Here is an 18,713-nt window from a genome sequence, read left to right as displayed (position 1 = left end):
TCTTACTTGATGACGCCTCGCCGACTCAAGGATTCAAGCCGGCCTTCATCCATGCCGAGCCACTCCCGCAACACCTCTTGCGTGTGCTCGCCGAGGTGCGGCGGGGGGTGGCGCACGCCTGCACGCCCCCCGTCGATGATGTAAGGCGGCGCGTGAATGCCCTGTGGCCCGGCTTCGCTGTCCTCGAATCGGTGCCAGACTTGCGTCTGCTCGGTGCGCTCGGACTGCAGAGCCTCGTACAGGCCCAGCACCTCGCCGCAAGGGATGCCTGCTGCGTTCATGCGAGCGATCAACTCGGCGCGAGCGAACTGGCGGATCCGTGCGAGCAGGATGGGCAGCAACGCGTGGCGGTTCTTCGCGCGCTCGGTGTTGGTAGCGAACTTCGGATCCGCTGGCAATTCAGGGCATTGGATCACCTCATCGCAAAACCGCCGGAACTGACCGTTGTTGCCGACAGCGATGACGAGCGGGCCATCAGCGGCATCGAACACGCCATAGGGCACGATCGACGGATGCGAGTTGCCGAACTTCGCCGGGTCGCCCTGGTTGAGCCAGGCGGTCAGTCCATAGTAGGAGGTGATCATCATCCCGCTGTCGTAAAGCGACATCTGGATGTGCCGGCCCTCGCCCGTGCGAGTGCGTTCGTACAGCACCGCCAGGATGGCCTGGGCAGCGTACATTCCGGTGAACATGTCGACGGCGGCGATGCCGAACTTCAGCGGGCCCTGACCCTCCTCGCCGTTCATCGCCATCAGGCCGGTCTCGCCCTGGATCACCAAGTCGTACCCCGGCCGCGCCTTCTCCTGGCTCAATACTGAGTAACCCGATATCGAGCAATAGACGATCTCTGGATTGAGCTGACGCAGGTCGTCGTAGCCAAGGCCCATCTTCTGTACGCCACCGTATTTGAAGTTCTGGATAACGACGTCGCATGTCGCGGCGATCTCACGTACGAGCGCCTGGCCTTCAGGGTCCTGCAGGTCGACACAGAGCGAACGCTTGTTCCGATTGCAGCTGTTGAAATAGGAGGTGTTGCCGCTGCCGATGCGCACGCCCCAGTCCCGCGTGTCGTCACCCCGCTCGGGATGCTCGACCTTAATCACGTCGGCACCGAGGTCAGCCAGGGCCATGCCGCACAAGGGACCTGCCATCACCCGGGACAGGTCGAGCACGCGCACGCCGGCCAGGGGTTGCATCAAAGATTGATTCATCCGGAATTCCTAAGGTTACGCATTCGGAAGGTGCTCAGTCGTTCAGACCGATGGCCTGTTTTCGCTTGATGTTCGTGCTGCCACAGGCCAGGCTGCCACAGCTGGAGAGCACGTCGGAAGGGTCCGCTCAACGGGTTTGAAAGCGCGCGTTGGACAGCTGAGAAATCGTCGCTGCGGTCAATGCCCGAACGCCAACGCGCATTGCCGACTCGTCGATCTGGAACAACGGCGAGTGATTCACCGGCCCGTCCTTATCGATAAACGGTGAGGCGTTCAACATCCAGAAAACGACCGGCACGCCGGTCGAACCAAAAGCGCCGAAGTCCTCGGACCCCATGGAGGCAGCCATCTGAGTCACCTTTGAAGGGCTTCCAGTTGCAGCGTTGAAGGCACCCAACAAGGAAAGCGTTGCGTCACGATCGTTGACGAGCACGCCGTACCCATCCCCGCTGTCGATCTTCACGTCTGCCTGTACGCCGTAGCTCGCCGCGATGCCAGCGGCACGACGGCGAATCTCTTCCTGCGCGATTCTTTGGTTCGTCGGCGAAAGCGCACGAATCGTGCCGGCGATCTCGGCCGTCTCGGGAAGCACGTTGAATCGGTTCCCGCTTTGCAACAAACCTGTCGTGACGATCGTCGGCCCCCCATCGATGGTCGGGTTGAGCCGGTGGCTCACGATGTTCTGCAAGCCGAGTACCGTTTCGGCCGCAGCCAGCATGGGCGTATTGGAAGCCCAGGGCACTGCACCGTGTCCCCCCGTCCCCTTGAACTGGATACGGAACACGTCGACGCTTGCAAGCATTGCGCCTGGCTTGTAGCGGATCGTGCCGGAAGGCGCTTGGTTGCTGATGTGCTGTCCGAGCACGACGTCGACCTTTGGATTGTCGAGCACACCCTCGCGCACCATGCCCATGGCGCCGCTTGCCTTGCCCAGGCCCGGGCCAATTTCCTCCGCCGGCTGGAAGATGAAGACGACCGTGCCCGCCAACTGATCACGCAATGAAGACAGCACCTGCGCGGCGCCCAGCAGCATCGCGACGTGCGCATCGTGACCGCAGACATGCGACACGCTCACGGGCTGCCCCTGCCACTGCGCCTTCGCCACAGACTTGAAGGGCAGATCGTTGCGCTCATCCACGGGTAAGGCATCCATATCCGCCCGCAGCGCCACCACCGGTCCAGGAATGCCGCCACGGAGCACAGCCTTGATGCCCGTGCCCGCGACGCCGGTCTTCACCTCAACCCCAGGCATGTCGGCAAGCGCCTGGGCGATGTACGTCGCGGTATTGGTTTCCTGGTAAGCCAGTTCGGGGTTCTGATGAACATGCCGCCGCCATTCGACCACCTTCGGTTGCACGCCATCGGACAGCGCCAGGGCGTGCGGTAGCAGCGGCGACATTGCCGCAGGCGCCAAGGACTGGGCACGCACACCTATGAAGGAAGTTCCAACAAGTAAGGCGCAGAGGTGGCTTCGCATGTTCATTTTCATAATGACCGATAGGCTCTATGGTTATTTTTCCCCACAACTAGGGCGTACCCATCGGCAGACATGTCGACGCGGAGCAGCACAGCCGCCCTGTTTTTGCAAAGGCACGCAGCGTATCGCTGGATGCGTGTGCACGGCAGCCAGCCCTTCGAACGCGGGGCACACGGGAACGTCAATCGCCCACGCCTTCAAACACAATCACGCTGCGTGCGACTTCGCCTCGTGTCATGGCCGAGAAGCCCTCGTTGATGTCCTGCAACTTGATCCGGCGCGAGACGAGGTCGTCAAGATTGAGACGGCCCTGCAGGTACAGTTCCACGAGGCGCGGGATATCGTCTCGAATGCGTGCCGACCCCAAAGCGGAGCCGCGAATCTTCTTCTCCAGGAAGAAATCGCCGCCCTCGATGGAGGCCTTCACGCCCGGCGCGAACAGACCCACGATGGTGGCGGTGCCGCCCGGCTGGAGCATCTTGAAGCATTGCTCGACAGTGGAAGCGATGCCGATGCATTCGAAGGAGAACTCCACGCCGCCCTGCGTGAGTTCGACGACCTTGGCCACGACGTCGCCATCGCTCGCCAGGAGCGTGTGCGTCGCACCGAACCTGCGTGCGAGTTCCAGCTTCGAGGGCACGTTGTCGATGGCGATGATGCAGGCCGCTCCGGCGATCTTCGCTCCATTGATGGCCGCCAGACCGACGCCGCCGCATCCCACGACCGCTACGGACGAGCCCGCCGTGACCTGTGCATTCCGGAAGACTGCGCCCGTGCCGGTGATCACTGCGCAACCCAACAGGGCCGCCCGGTCCAGGGGCATGTCCTTGCGGATCTTGACCAAGGCGTTGCGATGAACCAGCATTTGCTCTGCGAAACCCGAAAGGTTGAAAACCTGGCTGACGGGTTGCGAGCCGCGTGACAGACGCTTCGCCTGACCTGGCGGTTGCTTGATGCTCGTGTCCTGACACAGCGCGAAACGCTGGCCGAGGCATTGTTTGCACAGGCCGCAAAACACCGACAGCGCGCCCACCACATGATCTCCCGGCTGGAGGTCGGTGACGTTGCTGCCCACGGCGGCGACAACGCCGGACACCTCGTGTCCCAACACGCCCGGCAACGGTATGTTCCGCATTCCCTGGATGTAGTGCAAGTCGCTGTGGCACAAACCCACCGCAGCGGTATTGAGCAGCACTTCGTGAGGGCCCGGGTTGGCAATCGCCAGGTCTTGAATCATCAGCGGCTTGTTGAATTCTTCGAGGACGGCGGCCTTCATGGGAACTTCCTTTCGCGGGAATAGCGTTGCGCCGCAGTGTAGAAGCGGGGAGTGGGTCAACCCTTCGGGACTTTGCAAAGCTGCTTTGCATTTCCGCGACGTCGCGCGGCGCGAACGCAGAAATAATTTGATTGGGCCTGCAAGGAAGCGCAGTCCACCCGCTCAATGATCAAAACAACGGAGACATCATGAACTACCGACGACTGCTTCTCGGAACCCTGCTGGCTGTGTCGATGACCGGTGCAGCCATGGCGCAATCACAACCGATCAAGTTCGTGGTGCCCTTCGCGGCCGGCGGCGGAACGGATGCGTACGTCAGAATGCTGGCCGATGAACTGACCCGGCGTGGAACACGGGTGATTGTCGAGAACAAGCCGGGCGGAAGCGCCATCATTGCGGCGGACTATGTGGCCAAGTCACGCGCCGATGGACATACGCTGGTGATGTCTTTTGTCGGCATGCTGGGAACGAACACGATCCTCTTCGAGAAGTTGCCCTACGACCCAGTGAAAGACTTCACGGCGGTTTCGCAGATCGCCTACCAGCCGACCATCATCGTCGGTCGCACCGAACTGCCTTACAAGAACATCAAGGAGATGGTCGAGTATGCCAAGGCAAACCCTGGCCAGATCAATCGCGGCTCTCCGGGAGCGGCCATTCTCAGCAATCTCGCCCCCGTGGCGTTCGAGAAATCGAACGGCATCAGCACCAACCACATTCCGTTCAACGGGGATGCGCCGGCCATCCAGGCGATGCTGAGCAACTCCATCGATATCTATGGCACGTCGATCACGAGTTCATTGCCGCACATCAAATCTGGGAAATTTCGCGTCTTGGGCGTGATGGATAGCAAACGCCTTGCGCAAGTACCGGACGCGCCGACGTTCAAGGAGATGGGCTACGACTTCGAAGCGCCGTTGCGCTATTACCTATCTGCACCAAGTGCAACGCCAAAGGACGTGGTCGCCGTATTGAACAAGTCTATCAATGAAGTGCTCGTAGACCCGGCATTCATCGAACGTGCCCGCGGGATCGGTATGGAGCCGCAAGGAGGAACGCCTGCAGACATGGAAAGACTGCTCAAGGCGGAGATTGAGCGCTGGAACCCTGTTGTCAAAAGCTTGAATCTTCCTACGGCAGGTCGATAGCAGGGCCATCCTCGCGCCCATCGGCGACTGATGTGTGTCGGCAATGGGATTTGCCGTGTCATCACTGCGCCTCGGATAGGCGTCTTTCGAGGTTGGTGCCACCCAGGCCAACCATCAGGCGCGCGCCCTGGCCCGGGCTTCCAGGTGCGCGACAAGCAGTCGAGCCGCAGGCGAGAGTCTCCGTTCGTCCTGAAAACACAGCGCAAACCGCCGCTGCGCCCATGTGTCCGACAGCGGTACCACGCACATGGCGAAACTCTCCGCATAGGGCTGCGCCACCTCGCAAGGCACGACGGCGAGGCCGAGGTTGGCCCTGACACAGCGCAGGCAAGCGTCGAAGGTGCTGACCACGGCTCTGTAGCTGACCGGCTGGCCGATGATGGCCGCCGCCCGCGAGAGCATTGTGTGCACGGCCGTCGAGGCAGGAAGGCCCACGTGATCGAAGTGCAGCGTCTGGGCGAACGTGCATTGCTGCAGCCGGGCAATCGGATGAGAGGGATGCGCGACGATGGCCAGGCGATCGCTGTGGTACGTGCGTGTGGTCAGGCCTTCCAGATCGGCCGCGTCCCAGCAGACGCCCAGGGGCGCAATCCCTTCACGAAGGCCGCGCACCAGATCGCGGCTGATCGCCTCCTCGATGTCGATCCGAATGTCACGGTGAGCCGGGACCTGAAGAAAGTCGGCAATGTCCTCGGGGAGGAATTCGGCAATCGACGACACGGTCGCCAGCACCCTCACCTGTCCCTTGATGCCCGTGCCATAGGCTGCCATGTCCCGGGCGACGCGGTCGGCACCGGCGAGCATGCCGCGCGCATGCTCGAGCAGAATGTCCCCGGCCGGCGTCGGCGAGACGCCACGCCGATGCCTCTCGATCAGCTTGTTGCCCACCGACTCCTCCAACAGTTGCAACCGTTTGCTGATCGCGGAGGCCACGATGTTGTGCTGCTCGGCAGCGCGCGCAATGTTCTTTGTCTCGCACACGCTCACGAACATCCGAAGGGTGGTCAGGTCCAGATCGCGCATGTCAGGTCTTTCATTTTTTGACATTCCCATTTGGAACGATGAAGCTGCCAATTTACCGCTTCTCACGACCCTGTGGAATGTCTACAGTCAACGCAGACGCACGCGGATGCCGGGTGACATCGGAGACAACAATGACCACCCCCAGCAACAAGCTACCGGCCCGCGCCATCATCCGGGAAGTCGGCCTTCGCGATGGCCTGCAAAGCATTGCCACCATCCTGTCCACCGCGCACAAGCACACGTGGATCCGTGCCGCGTACGCGGCGGGCCAGCGCGAGATCGAAGTGGGTTCCTTCGTGCCGGCACGACTGCTTCCACAGCTCGCGGACACGGCCGAACTCGTCGCCTACGCCAGGACGTTCCCGGACCTTTTCGTGTCAGTGCTGGTGCCGAATTTGCGCGGTGCGGAGGACGCCATCGCCGCGAACGCCGACCTGATGATCGTCCCGCTGTCGGCCAGCCATGCGCACAGCCTCGCGAATCTGCGCAAGACACCGGAGGACGTCGTCGCCGAGGTGGCGCGTATTCGTGCGGCACGGGATGCCGCGGGCTCCCGCATCCTGATCGAGGGCGGTGTCGGTACCGCGTTCGGCTGCACTCTGCAAGGCCAGGTGGAAAAGCGTGAGGTGTTGCGGCTGATGCAGGCTCTGCTTGATGCCGGCGCGGATCGCGTAAGCATGGCCGACACGGTGGGCTACGCCGATCCGGCGATGGTGCGCGACCTTTTCGAGGACGCGCTGCGCATCGCGGGCGACCGTTTCTGGTGTGGGCATTTCCATGACACGCGCGGCCTCGGCCTGGCCAACGTCTACGCGGCGCTGGAGGTCGGCGTGACGCGCTTCGACGCCTGCCTGGCCGGCATCGGCGGGTGTCCGCATGCCCCCGGTGCCAGCGGCAACGTGGCCACCGAAGACCTCGCCTACATGCTCGGCAGCATGGGCATCCAGACCGGCATCGACGTCCAGCAATTGCTCGCTCTTCGGGCGCAGGCGGCACAGTGGCTGGCCGGCGAGACCCTGCACGGATCGCTGTGGCAGGCAGGACTCCCGAAGACGTTCACCGCCGCAGCTGCAGTCGCCGCCTGACCGGGCAGGCCCATCTTCGGCCCGCCCGGGCCATCACCCACGTCGAGGTTACCCACGTCGAATCATGAACACTCCCACGTCCCCGCTCCCTCTCGCCGGCATCCGCGTGCTCGAATTCACCCACATGGTGATGGGCCCGACCTGCGGCATGATCCTCGCCGACCTCGGGGCCGAGGTCATCAAGGTCGAGCCACCGGGCGGCGACAAGACGCGCAAGCTTCCCGGGCTCGGCATCGGTTTCTTCCGTTCGTTCAATCGCAACAAGAAGAGCGTCGTCATCGACATCGCCACCGACGAAGGCCGTGCCACGGCCGCCGAGCTGGCCGGCGAATGCGATGTGGTGCTCGAGAACTTCCGCCCCGGCCTGATGGCCAGCTTCGGGCTTGACTACAAGACGCTCTCCGAGGCGCACCCCCGGCTCATCTACGTTACCCACAAAGGCTTTCTTCCAGGCCCCTATGAGAACCGCCTGGCACTCGACGAAGTGGTGCAGATGATGGGCGGCTTGTCGTACATGACGGGTCCGGTGGGCCGGCCGCTGCGTGCGGGGACGTCGGTCAACGACATCATGGGTGGCATGTTCGGCGCCATCGGCGTGCTCGCTGCACTGCGCGAGCGCGACATCACCGGCAAAGGCCAGGAAATTCAAAGCGCCCTGTTCGAGAACTGCGTGTTTCTCTCCTCGCAGCACATGCAGCAGTTCTCCATGACAGGCGAAGCACCACCACCGATGCCCTCGCGCGTGTCCGCCTGGAGCGTGTACGACGTCTTCACGCTGGCCGACGGGGAGCAACTCTTCATCGGCGCAGTCAGCGACAAGCAGTACCTCACGCTGTGCCGCGTCCTGGAAAGCCCGGAACTGGCCACAGATCCGGCCCTTGCCACCAACGCGTTGCGCGTCGCAGTGCGGCCCGAACTGCTCACCCGGCTGGGCGACATCCTCAAACACCACCATGTCGCGGAACTGTCGCCCAAGCTCGAAGCCGCCGGCATTCCCTATGCGCCGATCATGCGGCCCGACCAGCTCGTCAGCGACCCGCACCTGATCGCCAGCGGTGGCCTGGTGCCCATGGACACCGAAGACGGTGGCTCCACCGATGTCGTGCTGCTGCCGCTGACGATGGGCGGGCGCCGCCCCGGCGTCCGGCATGCGCTGCCCAGCATCGGCGAGCACACTGAAGAGATCCTCGCCACCCTCAAGACACGAACACCTGCCTGACCCGACCCGCACTGACTCACCCACGGAGACAAAAATGAAGAACAAGATTCAGCGACGCACCCTGACGAAATTCGCCCTCACCGGCCTTGCCATGGCCGCTGCGGGCCTGCGCGCCCACGCCACTGAAAAGCCGCTGCGCCTCGTGTTGCCGGTGAGCGCCGGTTCCGGTGTGGACACGATCATGCGCGCGGCAGTGCCCTCGCTCACCAAGGCGCTGGACGGCCAGGCCGTGGTCATCGACAACCTGCCGGGCGCAGGCGGTATCACAGGCACTTCGGTCGTGGTTCGTGCCCCGGCCGACGGCTTGACGCTGGGTATCGTGTCGAACAACCATGTGGTCAATCCGAGCGTCTTCAAGAAGATGCCCTTCGACGTGCTCAACGACGTGACGCCGATCTGCGTGATCGGCGCCACGCCCTTCGTTCTGGTCGTCAATGCCAAGGTCCCCGCCCAGAACGTCCGCGAGCTGCAAGCCCTGCTCAAGGCCAAGCCCGGCGAGTACAACTATGGCTCGTCGGGCAATGGCACCATCCTCCATCTGGGCGGCGCGATGTTCGCAGACGCAGCCGGTGTGGATGTGCACCATATCCCCTACAAGGGCGTCGGACCGATGGTTGCCGACCTGATTGGCGGCCAGATCCAGATGGCCGTGACGTCAGTGCCTTCGGTGCAAGGTCAACTCAAGAGCGGAGCACTGCGCGCCATCGGGGTCATGGGCAAAGCCCGGGTCCCCTCGCTGCCCGAGATTCCGACCGTTGCAGAGCAAGGCTTGCCCTCTGTCGACATCGCCGGCTGGTTTGCCTTGATCGGGCCGGCCAAGCTGCCTGGCGCACAGGTCGAGCGGCTGCATGCGGCCATCGTCACGGCCTTCAATACGCCCGAGACGCGGGACGCGATGCTCAAGCAGGAGAACATCATCAACCCCATGTCTCCCGAGGCGTCGGCCCAGTTCTTCAGGACAGAGCAGGAGCGTTACGCCCAGCTCGTGAAGACGGCGAAAATTTCGGTGGAGTGATCTCTCGGCATGTCAAGAAGGACCGGTTGAATGATCGGCTCGGCCGGCGTCAGGTCACCGGCGCCGGGTTGAAAAGCACCAGCGCGTTGTGCAGCTTCCAGTGCTCGGCCCAGGTCTTCTTGCGGCCGCTCGCGACATCGAGCATCAGCTGGAACAGCTCCCAGCCGACGTCGGCAATGGTCTTCTCGCCGGTGGCGATGGTTCCTGCATTGATGTCCATGAGGTCGTGCCAGCGGCGTGCCAGGTCATCGCGCGTGGCCACCTTGATGACCGGCACCTCGGCCAGGCCATAGGGCGTGCCGCGGCCGGTGGTGAACACATGCAGGTTCATGCCGGCGGCGAGCTGCAAGGTGCCGCAGATGAAGTCGCTGGCCGGCGTGGCCGCATAGATCAGGCCCTTCTGCCTGAGCTTCTCGCCGGGCGCGATGACGCCGGAGATCGGCGCGCTGCCCGACTTGACGATCGACCCCATCGCCTTCTCGACGATGTTCGACAAACCGCCCTTCTTGTTGCCCGGCGTGGTGTTGGCGCTGCGGTCGACGCGGCCCCGCTCCAGATAGGCGTCGTACCACGCCATCTCGCGGATCATGGCCTCGGCCACTTCGGGCGTGGTCGCGCGCGAGGTCAGCTGGTCGATGCCGTCGCGCACCTCGGTCACTTCCGAGAACATGACGGTGGCGCCAGCGCGCACCAGCAAGTCGGTGCAAAAGCCGACGGCCGGATTGGCCGTGACGCCGGAGAACGCATCGCTGCCGCCGCACTGCACGCCGACCACCAGTTCGCTGGCGGGCACGGTCTCGCGCCGGCGAGCGTTGAGGCGCTCCAGGTGCGTTTCGGCCTGCCGCAGGATCGACTCGACCATCGACATGAAGCCCACGTGCGCGTCGTCCTGCAGGCAGACGACATCGAACGCGGTGTCGGCGCTGGCGCCCACGTCGGCCACGTTGCGTTCGTCGATCAGCGGGATCGAGCCCGGGGGCAGCAGCCGCTCGGGCTGCAGCTTCTCGCAGCCCAGGCTCACGACCATGACCTCGCCGCCGAAGTTCGGGTTCAGCGTGATGTTGCGCAGCGTGCGGATCGGAATGACGGCGTCGGGGGCGTCGATGGCCACGCCGCAGCCGTAGGTGTGCGCCAGTGCGACCACGTCGTCGACGTTCGGATAGCGGGGCAGCAGCTCGGCCTTGATGCGCTGCACCGCAAAGTCGGTCACGCCGGCCACGCATTGCACCGTCTGCGTGATCGCGAGGATGTTGCGCGTACCCACCGAGCCGTCCACATTGCGGTAGCCCTCGAAGGTATAGCCTTCGAGGGGCGGTTGCGGTTGGGGCCTGACGGTGGCGATGGGCAGCCCCTGGAGCTCGCGCGCCGCCGGCATGCGCAGCAACCGCTCATGGACCCAGCTGCCCGCCGGGATCGGCTGCAGCGCGTAGCCGATCGGCACGTTGTAGCGGCGCACCTCCCCGCCCTCGGGAATGTCGACCAGCGCGACCTTGTGCGCCTGCGGCACCTTGTCGACCAGGGTCAGCCCTGAGGAGAAGGTGGTGCCGGCGGGCAGGCCGCCGTCGTTGGCAACGATGGCCACGTTGTCGCACTCATGCATCGTGATGTGCAAGGGCACAGCGGCGACGGTGTCCGTCATGGTTTGGTTCTCCTTCGGGTCGGGATCATCTGTCATCAGCCATGGGCGCGGGTGCCACCCGATCAGGCCCGCTGGCCGACCTCGGCCGCTTCGCGGGTCCAGGCCTTGGCCTGTTCGCTCAGGCTCAGGCCGAGGCCGGGCCGCGTCGGCACCAGCATCCGGCCGTTCGCGATCTCAAGGCGCTCGTTGAAGAGCGGCTCGAGCCAGTCGAAGTGCTCCACCCAGGGCTCGGTCGCATAGACGGCACCCAGGTGCACGTGCAGCTCCATCGCAAAATGCGGCCCGAGGCTCAGCCCTGCGTGCTCGGCCTGCGCCGCGATCTTCAGGAACGGCGTGATACCGCCGACGCGCGGCGCGTCGGGCATCAGGTAGTCGGCCGCGCGATGGCGAATCAGCTCGCCGTGCTCGGCGGCACTGGTGAGCATTTCGCCGGTCGCGATGGGCGTATCGAAGGCGGCCGCCAGCGCGGCGTGGCCTTCGAAGTCATAGGCGTCGAGCGGCTCTTCGATCCATACGAGGTTGAACGCCTCGAAGGTCCGGCACATGCGCTGGGCGGTCGGACGGTCCCATTGCTGGTTGGCATCGACCATCAACGGCACATGGTCGCCGAGGTGCTCGCGCACGGCTTCCACGCGCCGGATGTCCAGCGCGCGGTCGGGCTGGCCGACCTTGAGCTTGATGCCGCCGATGCCGCGCTCGATCGATGCGCCGGCATTGGCCACCAGCTGGTCGATCGGCGTGTGCAGAAAACCACCCGACGTGTTGTAGCACTGCACGGAGTCGCGCTGCGAGCCCAACAGCTTGGACAGCGACAACCCCGCGCGCCGCGCCTTGAGGTCATACAGCGCCACATCGAACGCACCGATCGCCTGCACCGCCATGCCGCTGCGGCCCACCGAGGCACCCGCCCAGCATAGTTTCGTCCACAGCCTGGAGATATCACTGGGGTCCTCGCCGATGAGCGCAGGCGCGATCTCCCTGGCGTGGGCGAACTGGCCGGGACCACCGGCACGCTTGGAATAGCTGAAGCCCAGACCGCGATGCCCGTCGCGGGTCTCGATCTCCGCGAACAGCAGGGCGATCTCGGTCATTGGCTTCTGCCGGCCCGTGAGCACTTTGGCGTCGCTGATCGGCGTGGCCAGCGGCAGGTAGCAGGAAGAGACACGGACCCAGGCAATGCTGTCGCCGGTCGCGCAAGAAACGGGGGTCATGGGAAACGCCTTGTCAGAAACACGATACGGTATGGCGCGTCACTCGATCGAAATTTTCCCGGTCTCGATCACCTTCTTCCAGCGCGCGTACTCCGCTTGCTGGAAGACGGCGAACTGCTCGGGTGTGTTGGTGACCATCTCGAAGCCGATCGACGTGAACTGGTCCTTGACCTTCGGGTCGTTGAGCGCCTCGACGAAGGCCTCGTGCGCCTTCTGGCGCACGGCCGGCGGCAGGCCCTTGGGTGCGACGATGGCCTGCCAGGAGGCGACCTCGACGTTATTCACACCGACTTCCGCCAGCGTCGGCACCTCGGGCAGCACTGGCGAACGCTTCGGGCTGGTGATGGCCAGCGCACGCATTTTTCCGCCCTTGATGTACTGCACCACCGAATTGATGTTCTGGAAGGAAGCATCCACCTGCCCGCCCATCAGGTCGGTGTGCGCGGGCGCCCCGCCCTTGTAGGGAACGTGCACGCCCTTCGTGCCCGTTTCCTGCCAGAAGAGTTCGGCAGTGAGGTGGTCGCTCGAACCATTGCCGGCCGACGCGAAGCTCATCTTGCCCGGATTGGCTTTCTGGAAGGCAATGATGTCCGCCACGCTCTTGTGCGGAGAGTTCACGGGCACGACCAGCACGTTCGGCGACTGCACCGCCACGGTGATCAGGTCGAAGTCCTTGAGCGGGTCGTACTGCAGGCTCTTGATGAGGTGCGGCACGATGACCAGCGGGCCCAGCGACGTGACCAGGAAGGTATAGCCGTCGGGCACAGCGCGCTTGACGAAGGTGGCGCCGATCGTGCCTGTCGCGCCGGCCCTGTTGTCCACGAGAAAGGACTGCTTGAACTTGTCGCCAAGCTTGGGGACCATGGCACGTGCTACCTGGTCGGTCGAGCCGCCCGGCGGGAAAGGCACGATGAAGGTCACGGGCTTGTCGGGCCACGCCTGGGCGCTGGCCGCGAGTACCGCGACACCGAGCGAAAACGCTGTCAGAAATTTCTTCACGCTTGTCTCCGTGATGTAAATGTTAACGTTGTCATTTTGAGGCAAATCTCGCAGGATTTATTTGATCCGGCTCTTCATCTTTCGTATCCATCAAGGATTGGCTTGAAAGCTGCACAAATGATATCGTTGTCATTTTTAACGGTCAAGCGGCGGTGACCCGGGTAATCCCTTGCGCATGCCGCGACCGCTCACCCGGTTTTGGTAGGGTACGGCCATGTTGTTGTTCGCCTCGAGTCCCGACGCCCCCATGCCATGAATGCACCCCTCCATTTCAAGGCGGCCACCTTGCACGACGTGGCCAAGGCCGCCGGCGTGTCACTCATCACGGCGTCTCGCGCGCTGAGCAATCCGGGGGTGGTTTCGGAAAAGACGAAGGCCAAGGTCCAGGCGGCGGTCGAGGCGACCGGGTACATCCCGAACATGCTCGCGGGCGGCCTCAAGTCCAAGCGCAGCCTCATGGTGGCGGGCATCGTGCCTGCCCTGTCGGTCTCCCAGTTTTTGCCAACGGTGCAATCCCTGACCACGACGCTCGCTGCGGCGGGCTACCAGCTCCTGCTGGGTCAGACAGCCTACGACCCCGAGCGCGAAGAAGCCGTGCTGAACACCATGATCGGCCGCCAGCCCGACGGCATCGTGATGACCGGGCTGGTGCAGTCGCAACGCGCACGGGATCGCCTGCGGCGCTCGGGCATTCCGGTTGTGGAAACGTGGGACCTGAGCGACCGGCCCATCGACATGGTGGTCGGCTTTTCCCACCTGAAAGTCGGCAGTGCCGTGGCGGGCTACTTCCTGTCGAAGGGCTGGGAAGAGGTGGGCGTAGCGACCGGCAGTGACCACCGCGCCCAGCTGCGCCGCGAGGGTTTCGTCGCGACGATGGGCCGGGACATTCCCACCGCCGTGGTGCCCGCGCCCAGCAGCCTGGAGCTGGGGCGGCGGGCGTTGGCCGACCTGCTGGCCAAGGCGCCCAAGCTGCGGGCCGTCTGCTGCAGTTCCGACACGCTCGCACAAGGTGTGGTCGTGGAGGCGCAAGTGCGCGGCCTGCGCGTGCCGGAGGACTTGGCGGTGTGCGGGTTCGGCAACGCCGACTTCGGCGCTCACACCGCGCCGTCCGTCACCACCGTGCACGTCGACGGGCCCGAGATCGGCCGACTTGCGGCCCAGCTGATCATCGACCGTTGCAGCGGCCGGCCTGGCGCACAGAAGGTCTTCGACCTGGGCTTTCGCATGATCGAGCGGCAGTCGACTTGCGCGTCAGCGCCTGCTTGACAGGGTTTTCTCCTATTCATCTTGACGTTTACCTGCCGATAGCACACGCGTAAGCATCCGTGCGCGATGGTCGGGCTTGGCCGGCAACCGCAACGGGCTCCTGCGTCTGTATCCATCTCAAAGGTAAAACGATGATTCTGAGGAACATGAAAATCGGCACGCGTCTGGCAACTGTCTTCGGCGTCGTGCTGCTGCTGATGGTATTGATCGCAGGCACCGGTGTGATGCGTCTCAACGCCGTGGCCGCATCGACCAAGGTGCTGGTCGAAGACGCATTGGTCAAGGAACGCATGGCCAGCCAGTGGGCCAACCTGCTCGGCCCGAGCATCGTCCATTCCTTTGCCATGGTGAAGGCGACCGATGCGCAGAACGAGGCGTATTTCAAGAAGAACCTGGGCGAGGGCATCGCATCGATCAATGTCGTGCGCGACCAGATGGAAAAGCTCCTGACCTCCCCCGAAGAACGCCAGCAGTTCCTCCAGGTGGCCGCTGCCCGCAAGGATGTGCTCGACGACCTCGCGCTCATCGGCAAGATGAAGGCGGCCGGCGACCATGCGGGCGCCAACCAACTGGCCGACACGCGCTACTACACGGCACTCGTGGCCTACCGCAAGGCGGTCCAGCAGATCTCCGACCACCAGCGCGCCCAGATCGACGCCATGGCCCAGCAGATTCAGCAAAACCACCAGAACGGCCGCCTGATCCTGGTCGTGCTGGCGGTCGCGGCCCTCCTCCTGAGCGCCCTTTGCGCCTGGCGCCTGACCGTCGGCATCGTGCAGCCGTTGCGCGGTGCGGTGACGCTCGCCGAGAAAGTCGCCGGCGGTGACCTCGCCAGCCAGGTCGATGCCGATTCGCGCGACGAAGTCGGCCAGTTGCTGCGTGCGCTGCAGGCCATGCAGACGAGCTTGCGCAGCATCGTCGGACAGGTGCGTGTCGGCACCGACACCATCGCGACCGCTTCGCGCGAAATCGCCGCAGGCAATCAGGACCTTTCATCGCGCACGGAGGAACAGGCCAGTTCGCTGGAGCAGACCGCCGCGTCGATGGAAGAGCTGACCTCCACCGTCAAGCAGAACGCAGACAACGCGCGGCAGGCCAACCAGCTGGCAGCCTCGGCCTCCGACATCGCCGTCAAGGGCGGCAGCGTCGTGAGTCAGGTCGTGGACACCATGACGGCCATCGAGGCGTCGTCCAAGAAGATCGTGGACATCATCTCGGTGATCGACGGCATCGCGTTCCAGACCAACATTCTCGCGCTCAACGCCGCCGTCGAAGCCGCCCGCGCGGGCGAGCAAGGACGTGGCTTTGCCGTCGTGGCCGCCGAAGTGCGCAACCTGGCCCAACGCTCGGCCTCTGCGGCCAAGGAAATCAAGACGCTCATCGACACCTCGGTCGATAACGTGAGTGCCGGCACCGCGCTGGTCGACGAGGCCGGCCGCACCATGGGCCAGATCGTCGAGAGCGTCAAGCGCGTGACCGACATCATGGGCGAGATCGCGGCGGCGAGCCAGGAGCAGACCACCGGCATCGAGCAGATCAACCAGGCCATCACGCAGATGGACCAGGTCACACAACAGAATGCGGCGCTGGTCGAAGAGGCAGCCGCAGCGGCCGGCTCACTCGAAGTGCAGGCGGGCAGCCTGGTGCGCACGGTCAGCGTCTTCGACCTGGGACCTTCAGCGTCAGCTGACGCTGCACAGGCACCGGTGATGGCACGCCCCGCATCGCCCACAGCGCCTGCCGCGAAGCCCAAAGCCTCAGCCGCACCCGTCAACGGGCTCAAGCGACCTGCATTGGCCAAGAAGGTCACGGCAGCCTCGCCGAGGTTGTCGTCGACGTCTGCCCCGGCAGCGGCAGTGGCGGCGGCCCCCGACACGACGTCGAACAGCGACTGGACGACGTTCTGATCCAGCGCCAGGGCGGCTCCGCTGGATGCGGGCCGACCTGGCGCCGGAGTGTTTCACACCAGGGTGATCTCCCTGGCGATGGACGACAGCGGCACCGTCCGATCCACCCCGCCGCGCTTGATTGCCTCCTTGGGCATCCCGAACACCACGCAGCTGTTCTCGTCCTGCGCCAGCGTGCTCGCCCCTGCGTTGTGCATCTCCAGCATGCCCGCGGCGCCGTCGTCTCCCATGCCCGTCATGATGATGCCGACCGCATTCGAACCGGCGCACTTGGCAGCGGACCGGAACAGCACGTCGACCGAAGGCCGGTGCCGATTGACCAGCGGGCCATCGACCACTTCGACGTGGTATTGCGCACCGCTGCGCTTGAGCAGCATGTGGCGGCCACCCGGCGCAATCAGGGCGCGGCCAGGCACGACACGGTCGTTGTTCTCCGCCTCCTTGACCGTGATCTGACACAGGCTGTCGAGGCGGCTCGCGAAGGCAGCAGTGAACTTCTCGGGCATGTGTTGCACGATCACGATGCCTGGCGATACGCGGGGCAATGCGGTCAGCACCTCCTCCAGCGCTTGGGTTCCTCCCGTGGACGTACCGATGGCGACCACCCTTTCAGTGGTCTGTGACATGGCACGTCCGGAACAGGGCGCAAGAATCACGTCGGCGTTGTTCTTGGCGACCAGTGGCGGCGGCGGGTTCGTTTCGCGGTTCGTCGCGAGTCGCCGTACGTTGGCCCGCGCGGCCGCTTGCACGGTCTGGACCAGATCGGCTGCCGCCTCCACGAGAAACTGCTTCAAGCCCAACCTGGGCTTGGTAACGATGGCCACGGCGCCGGCGGCCAGCGCCTCCATCGTCGTCTTGGCGCCCTTGTCGGTGAGCGTCGAGCAGATCACCACCGGGGTGGGGCGCTCTGCCATGATCTTTCGCAGGAAGGTGATGCCGTCCATCCGGGGCATCTCGACGTCCAGCACGATCACGTCGGGCCACTGCATCTTCATGCGCTCCATGGCGAGCAGCGGGTCGGCTGCAGCGGCAATGACCTCGATACCCGGTGTGGCGCTCAGCAAGCCGATCAGCACCTGCCTTACGACCGCAGAGTCGTCCACGATGAGGACTTTGATGGGCTTCATGGTGTCATGGCCTTTGGTAAATCGAAGGCATCAGAGGTTGGACCAACGAAGTGATTTCGTTCAGGCTCTCCGAATGCCCGATGAAGAAGTAACCCCCAGGCTTGAGCAGCGACAGCACCCGCGCGACCACCTGGCGCTTGGTCTCGGCGCTGAAATAGATCATCACGTTGCGCAGGAAGATCACGTCGAAGGAACCCAGAGCCGGCAAGGTGTCGTTGAGGTTGGCGTGCATGAAGGAGACCTGCGCGCGCAGCGTGCGGTCCACCAGCAGCGTACCGGCCTGTTCGCCCTGGCCCTGCAGGCAGAAACGCTTGAGATAGGTGGCCGGAATCTGCTGGGCCCGTTGTTCCGAATAATGCCCTCGACACGCCTTCGCCACCATGCGGGTGCTGATGTCCGTGCCCACCACCTCGAACGCACGTCCGGGCAAGCAATCGGCCAGCACCATGGCGATGCTGTAGGCTTCCTCGCCGCTGGAGCAGGCCGCGCTCCAGACACGCAGCGGACTGCGGCCTGCGTGCGCCAACGCCACCTTGCGCAACACGTCGAAATGCTTGGCTTCGCGAAAGAAGTAGGTCTCGTTGGTGGTCAGAAGGTCGATCGCCGTCTGCACTTCAAGCGGGTCCTGCGCGCTTTGGAGCAGTTTGAGGTACGAGCCGTAGTCCTTGAGTTGATGTGCCTGAATCCGCTTGGCCAGCCGGCCACAAACCAGCGCTTTCTTGCCTGCCGACAGCGTGATGCCTGCGGCGTCGAAGATGAAACGCTGGAAGTCTTCGAACTCGCGGTCGGAGATGGTGTCGATGGTCGAATGCATATTCAGCGGACGTGGGTGCCTGTGAAGACCGCAGGGGGTGCGGTTCAATAACGGGCGAAGTTGGATTCGTCCACGCTGTCGTCGACGAACGGGAGGCTGCCGCCAGCAGGTTTCCTGGTCATGGGCTTCGCGCTCTTGGCCGGCGCACTGGCACTCTTGCGCGGCTCTACCGCCTTGCGCGCAGCAGGCGCGCCGCCAGCGAGCTTGAAGAAGCTCATGGTGCGCTGCAGTTGCTCGGCCTGGCTGCTCATCTCTTCGGCGGTGGCAGCCAGCTCTTCCGAGCTCGTCGCGTTCTG

The 18,713-nt window shown here is 64.2% G+C and carries 15 protein-coding genes and 1 pseudogene; 6 read left to right on the top strand and 10 right to left on the bottom strand.

All coding sequences use genetic code 11. From position 1 onward, the window contains the following. Nucleotides 1–2: 2 nt before the first annotated feature. The 3 genes from J2W36_RS25260 to J2W36_RS25250 all read right to left on the bottom strand — a co-directional run bounded on the left by J2W36_RS25260 (nt 3) and on the right by J2W36_RS25250 (nt 3,964). On the bottom strand, nt 3–1,211 hold the full coding sequence (locus J2W36_RS25260; RefSeq protein ID WP_307692546.1) for a CaiB/BaiF CoA transferase family protein: 1,209 nt from the start codon (nt 1,209–1,211) through the stop codon (nt 3–5). A gap of 127 nt (nt 1,212–1,338) precedes the next feature. Beyond that, a complete protein-coding gene (locus J2W36_RS25255) occupies nt 1,339–2,688 on the bottom strand; it encodes a M20 metallopeptidase family protein (protein ID WP_307692545.1) in 1,350 nt (449 codons plus the stop codon). A 181-nt stretch (nt 2,689–2,869) separates the two neighbouring features. Then, complete coding sequence (locus tag J2W36_RS25250; protein WP_307692601.1) at nt 2,870–3,964, bottom strand: Zn-dependent alcohol dehydrogenase; 1,095 nt, start codon at nt 3,962–3,964, stop codon at nt 2,870–2,872. A gap of 188 nt (nt 3,965–4,152) precedes the next feature. Between J2W36_RS25250 and J2W36_RS25245 the strand changes: the two genes are divergently transcribed. Then, nucleotides 4,153–5,112, top strand: a complete 960-nt coding sequence (locus J2W36_RS25245) for a Bug family tripartite tricarboxylate transporter substrate binding protein (protein ID WP_307692544.1) — start codon at nt 4,153–4,155, stop codon at nt 5,110–5,112. 114 nt (nt 5,113–5,226) lie between these two features. On the opposite strand, the gene J2W36_RS25240 is transcribed toward J2W36_RS25245, so the two are convergent. After that, on the bottom strand, nt 5,227–6,135 hold the full coding sequence (locus tag J2W36_RS25240; RefSeq protein ID WP_307692543.1) for a LysR family transcriptional regulator: 909 nt from the start codon (nt 6,133–6,135) through the stop codon (nt 5,227–5,229). Between the two features lie 131 nt (nt 6,136–6,266). On the opposite strand from J2W36_RS25240, the gene J2W36_RS25235 reads away from it, so the two are divergent. The 3 genes from J2W36_RS25235 to J2W36_RS25225 all read left to right on the top strand — a co-directional run bounded on the left by J2W36_RS25235 (nt 6,267) and on the right by J2W36_RS25225 (nt 9,454). Then, nucleotides 6,267–7,220 carry a hydroxymethylglutaryl-CoA lyase gene (locus J2W36_RS25235; protein ID WP_307692542.1) on the top strand — a complete coding sequence of 318 codons (954 nt, stop codon included), beginning with the start codon at nt 6,267–6,269 and terminating at the stop codon, nt 7,218–7,220. A 64-nt stretch (nt 7,221–7,284) separates the two neighbouring features. Further along, nucleotides 7,285–8,439 (top strand): CaiB/BaiF CoA transferase family protein, encoded by a 1,155-nt coding sequence (locus J2W36_RS25230; RefSeq protein WP_307692541.1) that lies wholly within the window; start codon nt 7,285–7,287, stop codon nt 8,437–8,439. A 34-nt stretch (nt 8,440–8,473) separates the two neighbouring features. Next, complete coding sequence (locus tag J2W36_RS25225; RefSeq protein WP_307692540.1) at nt 8,474–9,454, top strand: Bug family tripartite tricarboxylate transporter substrate binding protein; 981 nt, start codon at nt 8,474–8,476, stop codon at nt 9,452–9,454. 49 nt (nt 9,455–9,503) lie between these two features. Here J2W36_RS25225 and garD read toward each other — a convergent pair whose 3' ends face one another. From garD to J2W36_RS25210, 3 genes are all read right to left on the bottom strand, one after another. Continuing rightward, the gene (garD, locus tag J2W36_RS25220; protein WP_307692539.1) at nt 9,504–11,093 is read right to left on the bottom strand and encodes a galactarate dehydratase; all 1,590 of its coding nucleotides are present in this window, start codon (nt 11,091–11,093) and stop codon (nt 9,504–9,506) included. A gap of 62 nt (nt 11,094–11,155) precedes the next feature. Continuing rightward, entirely contained in the window at nt 11,156–12,304 is a 1,149-nt protein-coding gene (locus J2W36_RS25215) for an L-talarate/galactarate dehydratase (RefSeq protein ID WP_307692538.1), read from the bottom strand. Nucleotides 12,305–12,343: 39 nt separating this feature from the next. Further along, nucleotides 12,344–13,303: a Bug family tripartite tricarboxylate transporter substrate binding protein gene (locus J2W36_RS25210; protein ID WP_307692537.1), complete on the bottom strand. Its 960-nt coding sequence runs from the start codon at nt 13,301–13,303 to the stop codon at nt 12,344–12,346. A gap of 252 nt (nt 13,304–13,555) precedes the next feature. On the opposite strand from J2W36_RS25210, the gene J2W36_RS25205 reads away from it, so the two are divergent. Beyond that, the gene (locus tag J2W36_RS25205) at nt 13,556–14,569 is read left to right on the top strand and encodes a LacI family DNA-binding transcriptional regulator (RefSeq protein WP_307692536.1); all 1,014 of its coding nucleotides are present in this window, start codon (nt 13,556–13,558) and stop codon (nt 14,567–14,569) included. A gap of 146 nt (nt 14,570–14,715) precedes the next feature. After that, on the top strand, nt 14,716–16,476 hold the full coding sequence (locus J2W36_RS25200; RefSeq protein ID WP_307692535.1) for a methyl-accepting chemotaxis protein: 1,761 nt from the start codon (nt 14,716–14,718) through the stop codon (nt 16,474–16,476). 53 nt (nt 16,477–16,529) lie between these two features. On the opposite strand, the gene J2W36_RS25195 is transcribed toward J2W36_RS25200, so the two are convergent. The 3 genes and pseudogenes from J2W36_RS25195 to J2W36_RS25185 all read right to left on the bottom strand — a co-directional run. Further along, the gene (locus J2W36_RS25195) at nt 16,530–17,603 is read right to left on the bottom strand and encodes a protein-glutamate methylesterase/protein-glutamine glutaminase (protein WP_307692534.1); all 1,074 of its coding nucleotides are present in this window, start codon (nt 17,601–17,603) and stop codon (nt 16,530–16,532) included. 4 nt (nt 17,604–17,607) lie between these two features. Then, on the bottom strand, nt 17,608–18,417 hold the full coding sequence (locus tag J2W36_RS25190; protein ID WP_307692533.1) for a CheR family methyltransferase: 810 nt from the start codon (nt 18,415–18,417) through the stop codon (nt 17,608–17,610). Nucleotides 18,418–18,461: 44 nt separating this feature from the next. After that, a pseudogene (locus J2W36_RS25185) lies at nt 18,462–18,713 on the bottom strand (methyl-accepting chemotaxis protein); the annotation flags it as partial.

The sequence above is a fragment of the Variovorax ginsengisoli genome, from assembly GCF_030811835.1.
Lineage (GTDB): Bacteria > Pseudomonadota > Gammaproteobacteria > Burkholderiales > Burkholderiaceae_C > Variovorax > Variovorax ginsengisoli_C.
This window is presented reverse-complemented; position numbering and strand designations above follow the sequence as displayed.

What these genes read in the sequence shown, in the direction of transcription:
- J2W36_RS25245 (WP_307692544.1), top strand. Translation starts at nt 4,153, where the DNA reads ATGAACTACCGACGACTGCTTCTCGGAACCCTGCTGGCTGTGTCGATG.
- J2W36_RS25250 (WP_307692601.1), bottom strand. Translation starts at nt 3,964, where the DNA reads ATGAAGGCCGCCGTCCTCGAAGAATTCAACAAGCCGCTGATGATTCAA.
- J2W36_RS25240 (WP_307692543.1), bottom strand. Translation starts at nt 6,135, where the DNA reads ATGCGCGATCTGGACCTGACCACCCTTCGGATGTTCGTGAGCGTGTGC.
- J2W36_RS25260 (WP_307692546.1), bottom strand. Translation starts at nt 1,211, where the DNA reads ATGAATCAATCTTTGATGCAACCCCTGGCCGGCGTGCGCGTGCTCGAC.
- J2W36_RS25235 (WP_307692542.1), top strand. Translation starts at nt 6,267, where the DNA reads ATGACCACCCCCAGCAACAAGCTACCGGCCCGCGCCATCATCCGGGAA.
- J2W36_RS25225 (WP_307692540.1), top strand. Translation starts at nt 8,474, where the DNA reads ATGAAGAACAAGATTCAGCGACGCACCCTGACGAAATTCGCCCTCACC.
- J2W36_RS25205 (WP_307692536.1), top strand. Translation starts at nt 13,556, where the DNA reads ATGAATGCACCCCTCCATTTCAAGGCGGCCACCTTGCACGACGTGGCC.
- garD (WP_307692539.1), bottom strand. Translation starts at nt 11,093, where the DNA reads ATGACGGACACCGTCGCCGCTGTGCCCTTGCACATCACGATGCATGAG.
- J2W36_RS25195 (WP_307692534.1), bottom strand. Translation starts at nt 17,603, where the DNA reads ATGAAGCCCATCAAAGTCCTCATCGTGGACGACTCTGCGGTCGTAAGG.
- J2W36_RS25200 (WP_307692535.1), top strand. Translation starts at nt 14,716, where the DNA reads ATGAAAATCGGCACGCGTCTGGCAACTGTCTTCGGCGTCGTGCTGCTG.
- J2W36_RS25190 (WP_307692533.1), bottom strand. Translation starts at nt 18,417, where the DNA reads ATGCATTCGACCATCGACACCATCTCCGACCGCGAGTTCGAAGACTTC.
- J2W36_RS25230 (WP_307692541.1), top strand. Translation starts at nt 7,285, where the DNA reads ATGAACACTCCCACGTCCCCGCTCCCTCTCGCCGGCATCCGCGTGCTC.
- J2W36_RS25255 (WP_307692545.1), bottom strand. Translation starts at nt 2,688, where the DNA reads ATGCGAAGCCACCTCTGCGCCTTACTTGTTGGAACTTCCTTCATAGGT.
- J2W36_RS25215 (WP_307692538.1), bottom strand. Translation starts at nt 12,304, where the DNA reads ATGACCCCCGTTTCTTGCGCGACCGGCGACAGCATTGCCTGGGTCCGT.